Genomic DNA, 16,330 nt, shown 5'->3' with positions numbered 1-16,330 from the left:
GCGCCGCTGGTTGGGGCGCCGTGCTGGCGGGAAACCAGGATTATACCTTGTCGAGGGGGGTTTCCCGCGTTGCAGCAGAGGTGGCCTGACGGACAAAGGCGGCGGCGGCCCGGACAAGCTCCGCAGCCATCACGCGGGCCAGGCGACATCTGGGCTAATTGCGCCTGAAAAATCACATGACCCTCCCCCACCCCAATCCCGCCTGCTACCCCCTGCTACCCGCTACGGCCCGCTACGGCCGCCCCATCCCAGCCCACGCCACCGCGTTGCCATCCAGCGCGTGCTGTGGCTCCAGCGCCACCGTGGCCTTGCCGTGACCTTGCAGCCCCAGCCAGAACGGCTGCGATTCACAGACGGCGAGGCCGTGGCCGGCTCAGCGGTCCGGCCAGGGCGCCGCGTCCACCACCGGGAAGCTGCCGCTGAACTGGTCCAGCAAGCCCATGAAGCGCGGCAGCAGCGACACATCGCCGCGCAGCGTGAGCCGGCCTTGCGCCACAGCCTCGGCCGCCGTCCAGCGCCGGGCCAGGACGGCGTCGAGCGTGTCGCGGCGGGTCTCGATGACCACGTCCGCCGTGTCCGCCACATCAGCCGCGTCCACCAGCAGGCTGCTCAGCGCGCAGTTGGACAGCGTGCTCAGCCAATGCTCGCCGCTGTCGGTGAACTGCCAGCCGATCTGGCACGCCATGCCCTGCGCGCGCTGACCGTGGATGCGCACCGCCAGCGCGTCGAACAACAGCTCGTTGCTCATCGCGCCCATCAGCGCGTTGGCCGGCGGCCCCTGCGGATTGGCCTGCGGCGGCCCGTCCCGATACTCGCGCGCGGCCAGCAGGTAGGCATTGCGCCACGTCGCCGACTCGGCCTGGAAGCCCATCTGCTCCAGCGCGCGGGCCGCCAGCTCGCGCGCCTCGGCATGCGCGGGATGCGCGTAGACCGCGTGCTTGAGCACCTCGGCCACCCAGCGGAACTCGCCGCGCTCGTAATCGGCGCGAGCCTTGGCCATCACGGCGTCGATGCCGCCCATGTATTCCAGGTGCTTGCGCGCGGCGGCCACCGGCGGCAGCGCATGCAGGTTGGCCGGGTGCGCGTCGTACCAGCTCAGGTAGTGCTGCACGATCGCCTTGACGTTGTGCGACACGGTGCCGTAATAGCCGCGCGTGTGCCAGCGCCTGGCCAGCGCCTCCGGCAGTTGCAGCCCTTCAGCGATCTCGCCGGCTTTCAGCCCATGGCTCATCAGCCGCACGGTCTGGTCGTGCAGCACGCGGTACAGGTCACGCTGCTCGGACAGGAAGCGCCGGGCGCGCTCCGCGCCCCAGGTCGGCCAGTGGTGCTGGGCCAGCACCACCTCGGTACGCGGGCCGTAGCGGCGCAGCGCGCGGTGCAGGTACTTGGACCACGCCAGCGCATCGCGCACCTTGGCGCCCCGCAGCGGGCACAGGTTGTGCAGATTGTGGGTAGCGTTCTCGGCCAGGTTGAGCGCGCCCTCGGACGGGATGAAGAGGTGCATCTCGGAGGGCGCCTCGGTCTCAGGCGTGAGCTGGAACTCGATCTCCACTCCGTCGATCACGTGGATCTCGTGCTCGGCCTCGATCGACCGCGTTGGCGCGATCAGCGTGGAGCGGCCCATTGGCAGCGTCTTGCCCAGGCCGGCATCCACCTGCGCCGCCGGCCCCTTGGCCAGCGTATGGCCAAACTGAAACTGCGCGCGGCGCGCCATGGCCACGCCGCCGATCACGTTCTCGGCGATGGCGTGGTGCATGAAGCCGGAGGGTGCGATCACCTGGACCCGCCCGGCGCGCACGTCGGCCTCGTCAACCAGTCCCGCCACGCCGCCAAAGTGGTCGGCGTGGCTGTGGCTGTAGATCACGGTGTGCAGCGTGCGGTTGCCGCGATGCGCCCGGTACAGCGCGAGCGCCGCCGCGGCGGTCTCCGGGCAGGTCAGCGCGTCCAGCGCGATCACGCCGGTGTCGCCTTCGATAAAGGTGATATTGGCGATATCGAACCCGCGCACCTGGAAGATGCGCGGCGTGACCTGGAACAGGCCGTGGATGCGGTTCAGGCGCGCCTGCCGCCACAGGCTGGGGTTGACGGTATCCGGCGCCTCGGCGGCGTCCAGGAAGCCATAGGCCTCCAGGTTCCACACGCCGTGGCCGTTGGCGCGCGCCACCTTGGCATTGGGGATGGTGCCGACAAAGCCGCGCTGCGCGTCTTCCCAGTCCTGTTCGTCGTGCTCGGGCAGCTCGCGCGCCAGCAGGCGATGAAAGTCAGCCGTGGCCGCGTGGGCACAGCTTGCGTTGTCCGGCATGGGGTCTCCTTGGTGGCGCGTTGACGATGTTCAGGTAAGCCAACAACGCCGGGACCGGTCCGCACAGGGTGAATCGGCACGCAGTGCAATGGATGATCGAACGCAACCCGCTTGTTAGCCGCGGCGGCGCGGCAAGCGCAAAGGGCGGCTTCGCCTCGATGGGCATGGCGCGAAAAACCTGAACAGGAATTCGGGTTTCATTCTTTGTCGCGCCCTGCGTTCACGTTATCGGTAAAAACCCTCGCCAAGCGGGGCTGCCTCAGATGCGTGGCTGCCCGGCGGCCTGGTGGATGGCAGCGCGGATCCGCGGGTAGGTGCCGCAGCGGCAGACAATGTGCTCCATCGCCTTATCGATGTCGGCATCGCTAGGCTTTGGGATGCTTCTCAGGAGCGCGCTGGCGGTCATGAGCTGCGCGCTCTGGCAGTAACCGCACTGCACCACGTCCAGATCGAGCCAGGCGGCCTTCAGGGCTTGCGCCTGCGCGCCGCGCAAGCCTTCGATGGTCACGATCCGGATATTGGCCAGCGTGGAGACCGGGCTCATGCAGGCAACCTGCGGCGTGCCGTTCAAATGCACCGTACAGGCCCGGCAAACGCCGATACCGCAGCCATATTTGGTGCCGGTCAACCCCAGCTCGCACCGCAGTACCCACAGCAGCGGGGTATCCGGATCGGACTGCACGGACACCGTCTTACCGTTGATGTTCAGGGGCAGCATGGCTTTCTCCCGGGACTCAGGCCAGTTTCAAGGGCAACGCGCGCAGGCGCTGTCCCGTCAGCGCAAACAGGGCATTGGCCACCGCCGGCGCAATGGGCGGCGTGCCCGGCTCACCCACACCCTGGGGATGGCCCTGGCTTGGCAGGATGTGGGTTTCGATTGCCGGGCAGTTGTTCATGAGGATGACGGGGAAGTCGCCAAACGTTTTCTGCTGCACCTGGCCATCGGCGATCGTGATCTCCTCAAACAGCGCGGCCGACAAGCCGAAGATGATCGCGCCTTCCATCTGCTGGCGGATCAGGTTCGGGTTCACGGGCATCCCGCAATCGATCGCGCAGACCACCCGGTGCACACGCACGGCCTTGTCCGGCGCCACGGACACCTCCGCCACCTGCGCGACGATGCTGCCGTATGCCTCGTGCAGCGCCACCCCGCGTGCGCGCGCGGCGCCGTCTGCCGTCTTCCCTAGCGGCTTTCCCCAGCCGGCCTTGTCCGCGGCCATGTGCAACACAGCCAGATGACGCGGATGCTTGACCAGCAGGCCGGCGCGAAAGGCAACGGGATCCTTGCCGGCGGCCGCCGCCAGTTCGTCGATAAAGCTCTCGGTGAAAAATGCCTGGTGCGAGTGCCCAACCGAGCGCCAGAAGCCCACCGGCACCGGCAGATCGACAATCACGTGCCCGACGCGCGCGTTCGGCCATTCGTAGGGCCGGTCGAACGCGCCTTCCGTCGTGGTCTTGTCGATGCCCAGGCCGGGCAGGCCAAGCAAGCGCGCCAGCATGGCCGGCACGATCGCCTGGCTGGCCGACGTGTTGTGCCAGGCCACCAGGTTGCCCGCGCCATCGAGCCCGGCCTTGAAGCGCGAGAGGCAGGCGGGCCGGTAGAAATCGTGCGTGGTGTCCTGGACCCGCGACCAGATCGTCTGCACCGGCCGCCCACCGCCCGCGCGCGCGATGGCCACGGCCTGGGAGATGAAATCCACCTCCAGCCGCCGCCCGAACGCGCCACCGATCAGTTGCGGCTGCACATCGACCTTGTCGGCATCGATGCCGAGAACCTTCGAGGCCGCCCGGCGCGCCAGGCCGGGCAACTGCGTCGAGACCCAGACCCTGGCCGCGCCGTCGCGCACCTGCGCCGTGCAGTTGATGGGCTCCACCGCCCCATGCGCGAGGTAGGGCGCGCTGTACTCGGCGCTGACGGGCCTGGCGGCTGACTGCAATGCCGCCTCGACATCGCCGTGCCGGTAATAGGCGTGGCCGTCGGAGGCGTCCAGCGCCTGCGCGAGACGGCGGCTCACCTCCGGGCTGGACAGCGAGGCGGCGGGGCCAGGGTTCCACACGATCTTGACCGCATCCAGCGCCTTCATGGCCCGGTACGCGTTGTCAGCGATCACCGCCACCCCGCCGGTGCCGCCGTTGTAGGCATCGACCGCGAGCACCTTGACAACGCCCGGCATGGCGGCGGCAACCGCGCCGTCGAAGCTCGCCACCGTGCCGCCCAGCGTCGGGCACATCGTCACGCTGGCGTACAGCAGGCCCTCGGGCAGCACATCGATGCCAAAACGCGCCGTGCCATCGAGCTTGGACGCGGCCTCGATGCGGCGTATGTCCTTGCCGATCAGCTTGAATTCGGATGGCGTCTTCAGCACCACCTTTGCCGGCAGCGGGAGCTTCCCGGCCTGGGCCGCCAGTTCACCGAAGGTGGCTGTCTTCCCGGAGGGATGGAGTACCTTGCCGTCCTGCGCGCGGCACTCGCGCGCTGGCACGTTCCAGCGCGCGGCTGCCGCGCCGATCAACATCGCGCGGGCGGATGCGCCGGCCTCGCGCATCGGGTTCCACAGGTCATTGAGGCTCGACGAGCCGCCTGTCACCATCTCGCCGATCTCGCGCATGAGCTTGGCGGTCAGCCAGGCTGCCAGATGCCTGGCCACGCCGTCGTCGTCCGCGCGGAACGGGAGATCCTCGACGACGACCTCCAGGTTGTTGTAGATCTTGTCCACGGGCGCGTGCTCGACCTTCACGTGCGCCCAGCTGGCATCCAGTTCGTCGGCCAGCACCATGGCCAGGCCGGTGTGCACGCCCTGCCCCATCTCGGAGCGGCACATCATGATGGTGACGGTGTTGTCCGCTGCTACCTTGACCCAGCCATTGAGCCCCACCTGCGTGCCAACCGCCGGCAAGGGCTGCGATGTGGCCAGCCGCTGCCGTGGCGGCAGCACCGACCAGCCGATCAGCAACGCGCCGGCTGCCCCGATGCCACCGATGCCACCGACCAGGAACGTTCTGCGCTTCATCAGAACGCGAAGCAGAAATCGATCAGGCGATGCGAGATGATCGCGATGCCGGTGGCCTCGCCATCCGGCATGTCGCCGGCCGGGCTGGCGCGAAACAGATCGTCAAGCTGGTCCGGGCTCATTTCCAGCAGCGTGCGCACGTCGCATGCCATATCCGCACCTCCAATGTGGGTCGCCTGCCTATGGCGCCGCTGCCGCCGCGGTCGCCTTCGCCGTGGCCTTCGCTTCGCGCAAGAGCACATCGGCCGCCTTCTCGGCAATCATGTAGACCGCGCTGGCCAGGAAAAAGCCGGGAATCCTCGGGAAGACGGACGCATCGACAACCCGCAGCCCTTGCGTGCCATGCACGGAAAAATCGCTGCCCAGCACGCCGCCCGCCTCGCGCGCGCCGATGGCGCAACTGCACGAAGCGTGATGCCCCCAGGCGTTGTCGCGCACATAGCCGGCCAGCTCATCGTCGCTGCGCAGGTGCGCGCCAGGAAGCTGCTCCTGCGCGATCACGCCGCACTCGGTCAGCGGCGCTGCCAGCTTGCGCACAAAGCGGATGGCGTCGATCACCGCGCGCAGATCCTCGTCCGCCCCCGCCCCGCCTTCTTCGAAATAGTGGAAATTGATCAAGGGCGGTTCGAGCGGATTCGCGGAGCGCAGCCGCACCGTGCCCGCGCGGTTGCGCGTGTGCGCCTTGAGAATGGCCCAGGTGAGTGCGTCGTCGCTCTGGGCGAAGAGCTTGGAGTAACCCGGGAAATAGCCGGTGAAATGCTCGACCAGCGCCATGCAGAACACATCCGGCACGGGCGCGGATTTGCGCGAGCGCCGTGCCACCGCGACCGCCACGCCGTTGGAGGTGTAGACCCCATGCCGGCCGTCGCGCCAGCTGCAATAGGCCGGATCATCCTTCTGGAAGCGGGCGCCATCGAGGATGCGCCACGGCTGCGCCATCTGGCTTACCACGCCCACCTCATAGCGATCCTGGAGATTGCGCCCGACACCCGGCAAGTCCACGTTCACGGCAATGCCGTGCGCGCGAAGGTGCTCGGCCGGGCCAATGCCCGACAGCATCAGCAGTTGCGGCGTATTGAACGCGCCGCCCGCCAGGATCACCTCACGGCGCGCGTGCACCGCATGGCGCACGCCGGGCGCCGTGCTTGGCGAGACATGGGCCTGGTAGAGTCGCTTGCCTTTCAGGTATTCGACACCGGTCGCCGTGCCGTGCGCGTCCAGCAGCACGCGCGTGGCCAGCGCGTCCATCTCGATATGCAAGCACGACGGCAGGCGGGTTGCCACGTCGAGCACCCGTTCGCGCGCGCCGTTGCGGGCATGCCCGCGCGTGGAAAGCGGCGTGTAGCAAACGCCTTTGAAACATCGCCTTCCCCAGATCCTGGCGTTCGGGTCGCCCTGCCAGCGCAAGAAGCTCAGGACCGCGTGCAGGCGCCGCGGCACGCTGCGCGCCGCCAGTTCCATGGAGCCCAGGATCAAGCGCGTGAGCGCATTGTCGGTCAGCGCTTCCAGCGGGAACGCGCGCTCGGTGCTGAGCCATCCGTCCCAGCCGTGCGCCGTGGGATCGAAGCCAAGGCGGCGCGCGAGCGCCCACAGCGGACGGTGCCGGCATTGCTCCAGCGTCTTGGCGTACCGGCGCATGCGGGCGGCTTTCCACGAGTGGTCGCCGGTCAGCTCGGCAATGCCGTCCCAGTCCGAGTCGTGCGGGTAGAGGAAGATCATCGCGTTGTGCGCGGTGCAGCCGCCCAGCGTCGCCGCGCGGGGATAGAGCACGCCTTCGCTGCCGTACTTCGGGTCCCTGCGCTGCTGCGCTTCATCCGCGTAGTGGCGCACAAAGAAATTCCAGCTCATCGCCGGATTCTCGGAGGCGCAGGCGTGAAACGCCGGCACCTCGTAGTCCTCCGGCATGCAAGCCGTGCCAGGCTCGCGCGCGTCGTTGCCGGCCTCGAGCAGGAATACGCGCATGCCCGCCTCCGCCAGCCGCGCGGCGAGCGTGCCGCCCCCCGCGCCGGAACCGACGATCACGTAATCCCATCCTTGTTCGCCTGGAGCAGACATATCCCCGCCGCGCCGCCTACGTCAAAACGTCTTGAGAAAGGCAATCAAGGCCCGTTTGTCGTCATCGCTCAATACCGGCTCCTGCCCGAACGATTGCTCATCGGCGCTCAGGCCAGCCTGGTTGTTGAACTCCGCCGTGCCGAAGTAGTGGCCGCGGTTCACGACAAAATCCGGGCACTTGCTGAGTGCCAGCATGGGCTTGACCAGGTTGGCGTAGGTCTTGCCCAGATCCGCGTCGGTCGCGCCCTCGGGCACGGAGGCCAGGTCCGATCTCAGCTTGAGCGCAAGGCCCACCACCTTGGCCGCGTGCTCGGCCTTGGCGCCGACATCGCTGGTTTCCGACAGCGGCTGGATATTGGCCAGCAGGTTGACCGGCATCTGCTTGGGCGCCGGCCCGATGGTCACATCGCCGCCCGCCCCCACCAGCCACGGCGCATAGCGGTGCATGAAGCCCTGCAACGGCTTGAGCGCATCCGGCACGAAGCCCTCCGGCACCGTGATCTGGCTGCGCTCGGTGGTGCGGTCGATGGTGCCCGGCACCTTGGCGCCCAGGATGTCGTCATGCACGCGCTTCTCGGGCCAGAGCAACTGCTCGATGGACGCATCGAAGACCTTGATGCGGCTGGCAACCGACGGATCCTCGCTGAAGGGCCCAAGCGTGTTGTTGAGCAGGAACGGCGCCGTCGACCAAACGCTGATCAGCGAGGGCACGCGGGTATAGCCGCGGCCGCCGGCCGGCATCCGGTAATGCCAGCGCTCGCCGGTGAAGGGGTCGTTGAGGGTGACGCTACCCACCGAGGGCAGCGTCTTGTATGACTCCGACGAGAAGTTGTCCCAGATATTTCCGCGCAACGCATTGGTCGCAAGCGGGCTGCACACGTTGGTCCGCAGCAGCGTGGCGGGAATGCGCGCATCGGATGACAGATAGTTGCCCGCCAGGAAGTCCGGCGCCTTGACCATCTCGCGCATCTGCGCTTTGAACGCATCCGTCTGCGTCCATTTCCAGTACCGCATGAAGCAGGCGAGATAGTTCGGGCCCGCGCAGTTCTGCAGGTTCAGGCTGGCCGGCGGCGGCGGCGCCTTGCTGGAATGGCAGCGCGCGCAAGTGTCCGCGAACACGACCTTGCCCCGGTCGAGCATCTGCGCGCCGGCCGGCGTGGAGGTATCGCCCAGGAAGCCGGCGCCGCCCGGGGCATCGCGCAAGTGGTCCGGCGGGGTCGCCTTCAGCAGGAACAGCGCCATGTTGGTCGTGCCGGCTTCCGTCGCCCTCCAGTAGCTCGAGTTCTTCTGCGCCACGGCAAGCTCGATGGGCGAGATCGCCTTGCCGCCAAGGATCGGGTTGAAGTGCAGCAGCCATTCCTCGCTGAACAGGCCGATATTCAGGTACACCCGGTTCAATGCGCCCAGCACGCCGACCGAATCGGCGCCGTCCTTGAGGACGTGCGGCGTCCATACCGTGTCGGGCGGCGCGTAGAATTGCGTCAACGCGCCGGTCTTGACGAAGTCGTTGAGCTGCCGGTTGTTCAGCTCGCCCCCGGCCAGCTTTTCTTCGCCGATGCGCTTGGCCACGCCCATGCGCGCCGTCAGGTCGTAGAGCGCGTTCATGGTGCGGGGGTTGTTGATGTTGTCCGTGGACACCAGCGAAGTATCCATGGTGCCCGGGCGGAAGGTATGCACGAGCTGGAACATGAAGTTCTGCCGGCCTTCGGGCGTCGATGCGTTATGGATGAACAGCCGGTCTACCCACATGTACTGCGCGCCCACCGTGGAACTCAGCTCGGGCCATTGCGGGTGCGCGGGATCCCCGGGGGGATGGATCGGGCTCGGGCCCACGTGGCAGAAACCGCATGCCATGCCAACGCGATAGGGCCGCACGAGATCCGCGCGGTTGTAGTACTTGGGATCGGTGTAATAGCGCTGCGGATCCCATGCCTTCGCGGCCTTCTCGTCAAAGGCCGGGTTGGGGAACAGCCGCAAGCCGATGATGCCCGTGGGGTAGCCGTAGTAAGAACCCACCGGCAGCTTCGCGCCATTGGCGAACGTGGTGCCGCGCGCGCCAATCTTGACGCCCGGATAGGCTTGCTCGTTCTCGAAGGGGTCGGCCGGGCAATCCTTGACCCGTTGGTCCAGCCACAGCCCGAAGCGCTGCGGATCGGGCCCCGCGGGCTTTTCGAAGCAGGGCTCGTTGAGCAGGCCCAGATAGCGCCAGCGGGTGTCGCGGGAATAGCCCTGGCTCGGATGCGAGCTGATGGACTTGAGCAGGTCGAACGCGCCGAACGTGAAGTTCGTCATGTCGTCCCAGAACCTGTCGTTGCCGCCGCTCCACACCAGCCACATATTGCGGCCGGCGATTTCTTCCTGGGTCAGCGCAACGCCACGATCCATGCCGTGGAAATAGTCCTCCGATGCGTGCCGGAACGTTTCCGGGCCCCGGCCGGCCTGCTTCGCCTCGTCAAGGACTTGGCCCGGCTCCGGCCTGGAACACCCGCCCGCGGCGAGCGCGCCGATCAATGCGCCAATCAATGCGATACCAAGAACGATTGATCTGCTGCGTGGCGTCACCGCGGTCCCTCCCTTGCCCCCCGCGAAGGACCACATGCTGCACGATGGCCTCGCCCCCCGGGGTCTTCATAAACCTAGGAATCACCTGAGGATAAGTCAAGGAAATTGCTGCAACGCGATGTGTCCGGCAGCGACGCCAGGCGTGCCAAACCTGGCGAAAACGATGGATCGGACATTCAGGAAGTGACGAAAGACTGATCTGTTGGAAATAAATGGAAATGAAAATTTGTCGCGCCCGCGAAGCGCGCGCAACGAGCCGGAGCATTGCGCCCCGGCTCGCCCCGCCAGGCCCTCACACCTTGCCGTAGCCCCCGCCTCCCGGCGTTTCCACCACGAAGACATCGCCCGCTTTCATCTCGCAACGCCCGACATGGCCCAGCGCTTGCTCGCTGCCATCACACCGCACCACGTAGTTGCGGCCCATGGCGCCGGGCTCGCCGCCGGCCATGCCGAACGGTGCGTGCAAGCGGTTGTTGGACAGGATCGACGCCGTCATCGGCTCCAGGAAGCGCACCTTGCGGATGCCGCCGTTGCCGCCGCGCCACTGCCCCGCGCCACCCGAGCCCGGCCGGATCTCATAGCTCTCCAGCCGCACCGGGAAGCGCCATTCCAGCACCTCCGGATCGGTCAGGCGCGAGTTGGTCATATTGGTCTGCACCACGTCGCAGCCGTTGAAACCCTGCCCCGCGCCGCTGCCGCCGGAGATGGTCTCGTAGTACTGGTAGCGTGCGTTGCCGAAAGTGAAATTGTTCATGGTGCCCTGGCTGGCCGCCACCACGCCCAGCGCGCCATACAGCGCGTTGGTGATGCACGAGGACGTTTCCACATTGCCGGACACCACCGAGGCCGGATAGCACGGATTGAGCATGGAGCCTTCGGGGATGATCACGTGGATCGGCTTGAGGCAGCCGGCGTTGAGCGGGATGTCCTCGTTGACCAGCGTGCGGAACACGTAGAGCACAGCCGCCATGCATACCGCGCGCGGCGCGTTGAAGTTGTTGGGCAGTTGCGCCGAAGTGCCGGTGAAGTCCACCACGGCTTCGCGCCTGGCCTGATCCACGGTCACGCGTACCTGGATTTGCGCGCCATTATCCAGCGGGTAGCGATAAGCACCGTCCTTCAGCGCGGTGACGACGCGGCGCACGGCTTCCTCGGCGTTGTCCTGCACATGGCCCATATAGGCGCGCACCACCGGCAGGCCGAACTGCACCACCATCTTGCGCAGCTCTTCCACGCCCTTGGCGTTGGCCGCCACCTGGGCGCGCAGGTCGGCCATGTTCTGGTCGATATTGCGGGCCGGGTAGCGCGCGCCCGCCAGCAATGCGCGCATGCCGGCATCGTCGAGCACGCCGGCCTTCACCAGCGGAAAGTTGTCGATCATCACGCCCTCTTCCTCCACCACCGTGGAGTCCGGCGGCATCGAGCCTGGCGTGATGCCGCCGATATCGGCGTGGTGGCCGCGCGAGCCAACGTAGAAGAGGATCTCCTCGCCGGCCTCGTCGAAGACCGGCGTGATCACCGTCACGTCCGGCAGGTGTGTGCCGCCGTTGTACGGGTCGTTGAGCACGTAGACATCGCCATCGGCCATGTGCCCGGCGTTGCGCGCGATCACCGTCTTGATGCTCTCCCCCATCGAGCCCAGGTGCACCGGCATGTGCGGGGCATTGGCGATCAGGTTGCCGCTGGCATCGAAGATGGCGCAGGAGAAGTCGAGCCGTTCCTTGATGTTGACCGAGTATGCCGTGTTCTGCAGCCGCTGGCCCATCTGCTCGGCGATCGACATGAACAGGTTGTTGAAGACTTCCAGCATGACCGGATCGGCGTCGGTGCCCATGGCGCGCCGCTGGGGACGCGGCACGGCACGGGTCAGCACCAGGTGGTCGCGCGCGGTCAGCTCAGCCTGCCAGCCGGGCTCGACCACCGTGGTGGCGTTGCGCTCGGCGATGATGGCGGGGCCCGGCAGCACGTCGCCGGGGCGCAGCGTATCGCGCGGGAACAGGCCGGTGTCGTGCCAGGCGCCGCCGCTGAACATGCGCACCCGCTCCGCCGGCACGGGGCCGCCGCAGCGCGGCTGCGCGTCGGGCAGCTTCTCCTCGGGCGGCTCGCTGCTGCCGATGGCTTCCACCGACAGGGCTTCCACGACCAGGGGCTTGCCCTGCATCAGGAAGGCATAGCGCTGGCGGTACGCGGCATCGAACGCCGCCTGCATGGCAGGCAAGGTGCCGAACGGCACCACCAGCGCCGAATCCGTGCCCTCGTAGCGCAGGTGCGCACGGCGCACCACGTCAATCTGCGCCTCGGCGACTTCCTGCTCCAGCAGTTCCTTGCGCGCTTCACTTGCCAGCGCATCGAGCGTGGCTTGCAACGCGGGCAATGCACGGTCGTCCAGGCGCGTCTCCACGGCGCGCTCGCGCATGGCGGTGCGGTCGGCCAGGCCCATGCCGTAGGCCGACAGCACGCCCGCCAGCGGATGCACGAACACGGTCTGCATGCCGAGGGCGTCCGCCACCAGGCAGGCATGCTGCCCGCCGGCGCCGCCGAAGGTGGTCAGTGTGTAGCCGGTCACGTCGTGGCCGCGCTGCACGGAGATCTGCTTGATGGCGTTGGCCATATTGCCGACCGCGATCTCGATGAAGCCTTCGGCCACCTGCTCGGCGCTGCGTTGATCGCCGGTCGCCTCCGTTACCGCTTGCGCCAGCGCCGTGAACCTGGCCACCACCGTGTCGCGGTCCAGCGCGGCATCGGCGCGTGGGCCAAACACCGCGGGAAAATGCCGCGGCTGGATCTTGCCGAGCATGACATTGCAGTCGGTCACCGCCAGCGGGCCGCCGCGCCGGTAGCTCGCCGGCCCCGGGTTGGCCCCAGCCGAATCGGGGCCGACGCGGAAGCGGCTGCCATCGAAATGCAGGATGGAGCCGCCGCCGGCGGCCACCGTATGGATGCTCATCATGGGCGCGCGCATGCGCACGCCCGCCACGCTGGTCTCGAACACGCGCTCGAAATCGTTGGGATGATCGCCGTTGAAGTGCGAGACATCGGTCGACGTGCCGCCCATGTCGAAGCCGATGATGCGCCCGAAGCCCGCGCTCTGCGATGAGCGCACCATGCCGACGATGCCGCCGGCCGGGCCGGACAGGATAGCGTCCTTGCCCTGGAAGCGGTGCGCATCGGTCAGGCCGCCGCTGCTCTGCATGAACTGCAGGCGCACGCCCGGCATCTGCTGCTCCACTTGCCCGACATAGCGGCGCAGGATCGGCGACAGGTAGGCGTCCACCACCGTGGTGTCGCCACGCGAGACCAGCTTCATCAGCGGCGACACCTGGTGCGAGACGGAAATCTGCGTAAAGCCGGTCTCGCGGGCGATCCGCGCGGCGGCCTGCTCGTGCACCGCCTGGCGGTAGCCGTGCAGGAACACGATGGCGATGGCGCGGATGCCGCTGTCGAACACGCGCTGCATATCGGCGCGCAGCGCGGCTTCGTCGAGCGGCGTCACCGTTTCGCCCTGCGCATCCAGGCGCTCGCCCACCTCCACCACCTCGCGGTAGAGCAGCTCCGGCAGCACGATGTTCAGGTCGAACAGGCGCGGCCGGTTCTGGTAGGCGATGCGCAGCGCATCGCGAAAGCCGCGCGTGATGAACAGCGCCACCGGCTCGCCCTTGCGCTCCAGCAAGGCATTGGTCGCAACGGTGGTGCCCATCTTCACCACTTCCACCTGCGCCGGCGTGACCGGCTCGCCCGGGGCCAGCCCCAGCAGGTGGCGGATGCCGGCCACGGCGGCATCGCTGTACTGCTCCGGGTTCTCGGACAACAGCTTGTGCGTGACCACCGTGCCATCCGGCCGGAGCCCCACCACATCGGTGAAGGTGCCGCCGCGATCGATCCAGAATTGCCAGCGGCGGCGGTCCGAAACAACGGCAGCGGAGGATGGCAGCGACTGCGGCATACGGGGGCTTCCTTCTAGGGCGTGATGGAGATGTCGGGGAAAAAAACGGGCGCTCAGGCGGCGGCGCGGCCGGGATGCAGGCCGGCCGCGCGCGGTTTCCTTGCTGCTACAGGGACGTCGCCGAGCGTGCGGCCTGCTCGTACAGGCCGGTCAGCACACGCAGCAGCCGTGCCAGCTCGCCGATCTCCACGTTCTCGGCACTGCCGGCGGAGAAGTTGCTGGTCAGGCATTGCTCACGGATCTCGCGGTAGCGCGCGCAGGCCTCGGTGCCGGCGGGAGTGGTGATGTAGGTGGCTTCCTTGCCGATGCGCTCGCCCTCCACCAGCGCCAGGCCCTGCAGCTTCTTGAGCGCGTAGGTGACGAGATGGGTGTCCTCGACGTTGAGCACGAAGCAGATATCGGCGAGCCGCTTGGGGCGCGCCCGGTGGTTGACGTGATGCAGCACCAGCACGTCCAGGAAGGTCAGGTCGCGCACGCCGGAGGCGCCCATGCAGCGCACCACCCAGCGGCTGTAGGCGTTGTAGGCCGTGTTCAGGCCGAACTCGAACTCCGACAGCTCCGGGCTGCGCTCCGACACCAGGTGCGAAGACGAAACGATATTGGGGCCCAACGGACGCGCCAGCGCGCTGGCCGCGGATCTGGCGCTCGCTTGGCCACCCTCGGCGTGAACGGCCGCTGGCCCGGCTGCTGGCCCGGTTGCCAGCTGGGCTACTGGCTCGATTGCTGGCTGCGCTACTGGCTCGATTGCTGGCTCGATTGCTGGCTTACGCGCCATGTCTTCACTCCTTTCAGGGGTTGGTGTGCGCAGCGAACGACAAGGATGACTAGGTGTATCCCCGATGTCCTGGCCACCATATTTGGCTTGACAGTTTATTAACAAATTATGAGGATAAACACAAAATAAATCCAAGCAAAACATCGGGGATGTCACCGTGGATTCTGCACGAAAAAAGGGCGGGGAACGCGGGAAGCGCGGATTGCGCACTATCGCGGGGACGCCGGCGTGCCCCGCCATGGGCTGGTTGCGCAGCGCGGACGCACTGGATAGACTCGATCGGACCCCTCCTGAGCGCGACTGATCGCGAGCCCCATGCCTACGGATATCCAGACATTACAGACAAGACTTCACGATGGCGCGATCTCCCGCGCCGACGTGATCGCCCAGGCTGCGCAGCACGCGCAGCAGCCGGACGCGCACGCCGTGTTCCTGCACACCACCTTCGACACCGCCGCGCAGGTCGCCAAGGCCGCCGACGCGGCCTGCCTGGCGGGCAAGCCGCTGCATCCGCTGGCAGGCCTGCCGGTCTCGGTCAAGGACCTGTTCAACATCGCCGGCGAAGCCTCGCGCGCCGGCTCGCCGGTGCGCAGCGACGCGCTGGCGGCCACGGCCGACGCCACGGTGGTGCGCCGGTTGCGCGAGAGCGGCGCGGCGCTGGTCGGGCGCACCAACATGACCGAGTTCGCCTTCTCGGGCGTGGGCATCAACCCGCATTTCGGCACCCCGGTCAACCCGGTGGACAAGCAGGTCGCGCGCATTCCCGGCGGCTCGTCGTCGGGCGCCGCGGTGTCCGTGGCGCTAGGCCTGGCGGTGGCGGGGCTGGGCAGTGACACCGGCGGCTCCATCCGCATCCCGGCTGCCCTGTGCGGGCTGACCGGCTTCAAGCCGACCGCCCGGCGCGTGCCGCTGGACGGCGCCTTCCCGCTCTCCTATACGCTGGACACCGCCTGCGCCATGGCGCGCACGGTGCAGGATTGCGTGCTGGTGGACAGCGTGATCGCCGACCAGGCGGTGCTCCCCGTCATCAAGGGCGCAGCGGGCATCCGCCTGGCCATCCCGCGCCAGGTCCTGCTTGACGACCTCGATGACACGGTGGCGCGCGCGTTCGACCGCGCCCTCGGCCGGCTGTCCGCGGCCGGCGTGCAGATCGAGCACATCGACCTGCCGGAGCTGGCCGAGCTGGCCACCATCAACGCCAGCGGCGGCTTCACCGCCGCCGAGGCGCATGCCATCCACCGCCACGTGCTGGCCACGCGGCGCGAGCAATACGATCCGCGCGTAGCGTCGCGCATCGACCGCGGCGCGGCCATGAGCGCGGCCGACTACGTGGACCTGATGCGCGCCCGCCTCGACTGGATCACGCGGGTTGCCGCCCGCCTCGAAGGCTTCGACGCCGTGGCCTGCCCCACCGTGCCGATGGTGGCGCCGCCGATCGCCCCGCTGGTGGCGGACGACGCGCTGTTCTTCCGCACCAACGCCCTGCTGCTGCGCAATACGTCGGCGTTCAACTTCCTCGATGGCTGCTCCATCTCGCTGCCTTGCCACCAGCCGGACGAGTTGCCCGTAGGCCTGATGCTCTCGCACGGTGCGCTGCGCGACGCGCAACTGCTAGGCACGGCAATTGCATTGGAATCCATCATCAAGCCGGCCGCCTGAGGCGCCGCGGCAAGAGCAGAGGT

General features: G+C 67.8%; 10 protein-coding genes. 2 read left to right on the top strand and 8 right to left on the bottom strand.

Translation table 11 applies throughout. The features are described from left to right. Nucleotides 1-176 precede the first annotated feature (176 nt). Nucleotides 177-317 (top strand): hypothetical protein, encoded by a 141-nt coding sequence (locus ACX12D_RS08175; RefSeq protein ID WP_459373590.1) that lies wholly within the window; start codon nt 177-179, stop codon nt 315-317. A 56-nt stretch (nt 318-373) separates the two neighbouring features. On the opposite strand, the gene ACX12D_RS08170 is transcribed toward ACX12D_RS08175, so the two are convergent. The 8 genes from ACX12D_RS08170 to ACX12D_RS08135 form a co-directional block, all read right to left on the bottom strand. Further along, nucleotides 374-2,302, bottom strand: a complete 1,929-nt coding sequence (locus ACX12D_RS08170; RefSeq protein WP_459373589.1) for an alkyl/aryl-sulfatase — start codon at nt 2,300-2,302, stop codon at nt 374-376. A gap of 259 nt (nt 2,303-2,561) precedes the next feature. Next, complete coding sequence (locus ACX12D_RS08165; protein WP_459373588.1) at nt 2,562-3,020, bottom strand: (2Fe-2S)-binding protein; 459 nt, start codon at nt 3,018-3,020, stop codon at nt 2,562-2,564. Between the two features lie 16 nt (nt 3,021-3,036). Beyond that, nucleotides 3,037-5,313, bottom strand: a complete 2,277-nt coding sequence (locus tag ACX12D_RS08160; RefSeq protein ID WP_459373587.1) for a xanthine dehydrogenase family protein molybdopterin-binding subunit — start codon at nt 5,311-5,313, stop codon at nt 3,037-3,039. Next, nucleotides 5,313-5,453, bottom strand: coding sequence for a hypothetical protein (locus ACX12D_RS08155; protein WP_459373586.1), 141 nt, complete (start codon nt 5,451-5,453; stop codon nt 5,313-5,315). The genes ACX12D_RS08160 and ACX12D_RS08155 overlap by 1 nt, the downstream gene beginning before the upstream one ends. 40 nt (nt 5,454-5,493) lie before the next feature. Next, the gene (locus ACX12D_RS08150) at nt 5,494-7,368 is read right to left on the bottom strand and encodes a GMC family oxidoreductase (RefSeq protein ID WP_459373585.1); all 1,875 of its coding nucleotides are present in this window, start codon (nt 7,366-7,368) and stop codon (nt 5,494-5,496) included. 21 nt (nt 7,369-7,389) lie between these two features. Next, nucleotides 7,390-9,753 (bottom strand): hypothetical protein, encoded by a 2,364-nt coding sequence (locus tag ACX12D_RS08145; RefSeq protein ID WP_459373584.1) that lies wholly within the window; start codon nt 9,751-9,753, stop codon nt 7,390-7,392. A 469-nt stretch (nt 9,754-10,222) separates the two neighbouring features. Continuing rightward, nucleotides 10,223-13,873: a hydantoinase B/oxoprolinase family protein gene (locus tag ACX12D_RS08140; RefSeq protein ID WP_459373582.1), complete on the bottom strand. Its 3,651-nt coding sequence runs from the start codon at nt 13,871-13,873 to the stop codon at nt 10,223-10,225. Between the two features lie 106 nt (nt 13,874-13,979). Beyond that, on the bottom strand, nt 13,980-14,648 hold the full coding sequence (locus ACX12D_RS08135; RefSeq protein WP_459373581.1) for a winged helix DNA-binding protein: 669 nt from the start codon (nt 14,646-14,648) through the stop codon (nt 13,980-13,982). Nucleotides 14,649-14,963: 315 nt separating this feature from the next. Between ACX12D_RS08135 and ACX12D_RS08130 the strand changes: the two genes are divergently transcribed. Then, complete coding sequence (locus ACX12D_RS08130) at nt 14,964-16,307, top strand: amidase (protein ID WP_459373580.1); 1,344 nt, start codon at nt 14,964-14,966, stop codon at nt 16,305-16,307. Nucleotides 16,308-16,330 lie beyond the last annotated feature (23 nt).

The sequence above is a fragment of the Cupriavidus sp. PET2-C1 genome (genome assembly GCF_054515855.1).
This window is presented reverse-complemented; position numbering and strand designations above follow the sequence as displayed.